The 1,977-nt window shown below is 57.0% G+C and carries 4 protein-coding genes; 2 read left to right on the top strand and 2 right to left on the bottom strand.

Annotated elements, in window-relative coordinates; all coding sequences use genetic code 11:
- Both ACV22V_RS32290 and ACV22V_RS32285 read right to left on the bottom strand, forming a co-directional pair.
- Positions 1-333, bottom strand: a 333-nt coding sequence (locus ACV22V_RS32290; protein WP_448016788.1) for a hypothetical protein, incomplete at its 3' end; no start/stop codon positions are given.
- 392 nt (positions 334-725) lie between these two features.
- Positions 726-923 (bottom strand): hypothetical protein, encoded by a 198-nt coding sequence (locus tag ACV22V_RS32285; protein WP_448016787.1) that lies wholly within the window; start codon positions 921-923, stop codon positions 726-728.
- Between the two features lie 193 nt (positions 924-1,116).
- On the opposite strand from ACV22V_RS32285, the gene ACV22V_RS32280 reads away from it, so the two are divergent.
- On the top strand, positions 1,117-1,704 hold the full coding sequence (locus ACV22V_RS32280; protein WP_448016785.1) for a recombinase family protein: 588 nt from the start codon (positions 1,117-1,119) through the stop codon (positions 1,702-1,704).
- A gap of 123 nt (positions 1,705-1,827) precedes the next feature.
- On the top strand, positions 1,828-1,977 hold a 150-nt coding region (locus ACV22V_RS32275; protein ID WP_448016790.1), incomplete at its 3' end, for a BRO-N domain-containing protein.

Here is a 1,977-nt window from a genome sequence, read left to right as displayed (position 1 = left end):
AAGTTCGGGGTGCTCAAACCAGATTGGAGCGCGGCTGGCCGGATCATAGAGCCTGATCCACTTTCCAATCCACGCGATGTGCTGAACGCTGGCATCGTCGGGATGTGTCTGGATAATCGGGAAGCGAATGCCCAACAAATTGGGCAGCGCTCCATTCTTGCGGTCAAGCGGGGCGTGGGTCAGTGAGTTGCGACCAGTGACGTTGTGCCAGTTAGTTACCAGATACTGGCTATCACCGCGCTTGTATATGAATGCAGTACCTGACGCCAGCGTATAAGCATCACGCGCTAGGAATATGTTCAGGGCCGTAAAGCTTTGGTCGCGGTAACTCATTTGCGTTCTACCGGAGATGTTGAAGCGTCCAGGGAGGCAGGCGCTGACGCCGCGTTATGGGGAAGTTTCGAGCATGGCCAACGCAGTAGAGCAAATGTTGGCCGGGAAAATCTCAGAGGGTATCTGATAAAGTCCCGCCACGGAATTTCCCCCGGTACCCCCTCCGTTTCCACGCACGGGCATCGTCACGCGCAGCCCCTCTGACGCGCATCAGGTATCCCGCGCGATATCCTGATGCGTGGGCGCGTGTCTTTCAGGCGGGATGGTCGATTCGGGCTCAGCCTGGGCACACTCCCAGGTGCAGAGGCTCGCGATTCGTGAGGGCAGAAATGAGAACGGGCCATACGGCCCGTGATGGTGAAAAAGCGTCCGGCCTATAAGGCGCTCTTTGTTCAAAAGAAGCGGGAAATACCCAATTTCTTCGCGATTTTCTCAAGCAACACGGCCGTGTTGTAGTAATCCATCACGCCTACCACCGCGCCGCATGAGCGGCACTGTACCGTGTTGACTTTGAAATTAGAGCCATATGGTGAGATGGTTTTTGTTTCAAAGGAAGTGTTGTCGCACTTTGGACATGTAGAGGTCGCCATCGCAGTTTTTTCTGAGTTATGGGGTTTTGATTTTGTCCGAACAGTTCGTGCCCGTCTAGCGGCTCTGACAGGCATAGCACGTCCAAAATCGTTCCCTTTCGGACATGGGCCGATAGGAGTGTACGAAAGTGGGCTTGTAAACTATTCGGACATGGCATAAGATTCGTACATCTCTTTCGTACAGATGTTCGCTATGTCTCGTGTCTTCGCCTACTGCCGTGTGTCCACCCATGACCAATCCACCGAAAACCAGCGCCTGGAGATTGAGCGGGCTGGCTTCGCTATCGACAAGCGGCGCATCGTGGAGGAATCCATTAGCGGCTCTGTAGCTGCCTCCGAGCGCCCCGGCTTTGCTCGCTTGATTGACCGCATGGAATCAGGCGATGTCCTGGTCGTGACCAAGCTGGACCGGCTGGGCCGCAATGCGATGGACGTGCGGGCGACCGTGGAGGCGCTGGCGGGGCAGGGGGTGAAGGTTCATTGTCTCGCCCTAGGCGGGGTGGACCTGACCAGTGCAGCAGGGAAGATGACGATGCAGGTACTGAACGCCGTAGCTGAGTTTGAACGGGACCTGCTGATTGAGCGGACCAATGCAGGCATCCAGCGAGCCCGCACGGAGGGGAAACAGTTCGGCAGGCCATCAGCACTGACCAGCGAGCAGCAAGCGGAGGTAGCTGAACGACTGGCAAAGGGGGAGGCTGTAGCGGCACTGGCGCGGGACTTTAAGACCAGCCGTCAGACCATCATGAGGCTGCGGGAGAAGGCAGCAGCCGGGGCCTGATGAACAAGCCGATGGGCAGGGCCGGGGAGCGATTCCCGGCCTTTTTCTTTGGAGCGTTCCCAAGGAGTGCCCTTCAACCTGGCTGGTATCGCAAATCGCGAGAGCAGCTCTGGAGGTGCGGGGATGCGTGTCTCCGTCATCAACGAATCCGGCATGTACTCCCTGGTGCTCAGCAGCAAGAAGCCTAAAGCCCGTGAGTTCAAGCGCTGGGTCACTTCCGAAGTTCTTCCTAATAACGGAAATGCCGATGTTTCAGCGTGGTATTCCGTGACA

The sequence above is a fragment of the Burkholderia sp. AW33-5 genome (genome assembly GCF_053427615.1).
This window is presented reverse-complemented; position numbering and strand designations above follow the sequence as displayed.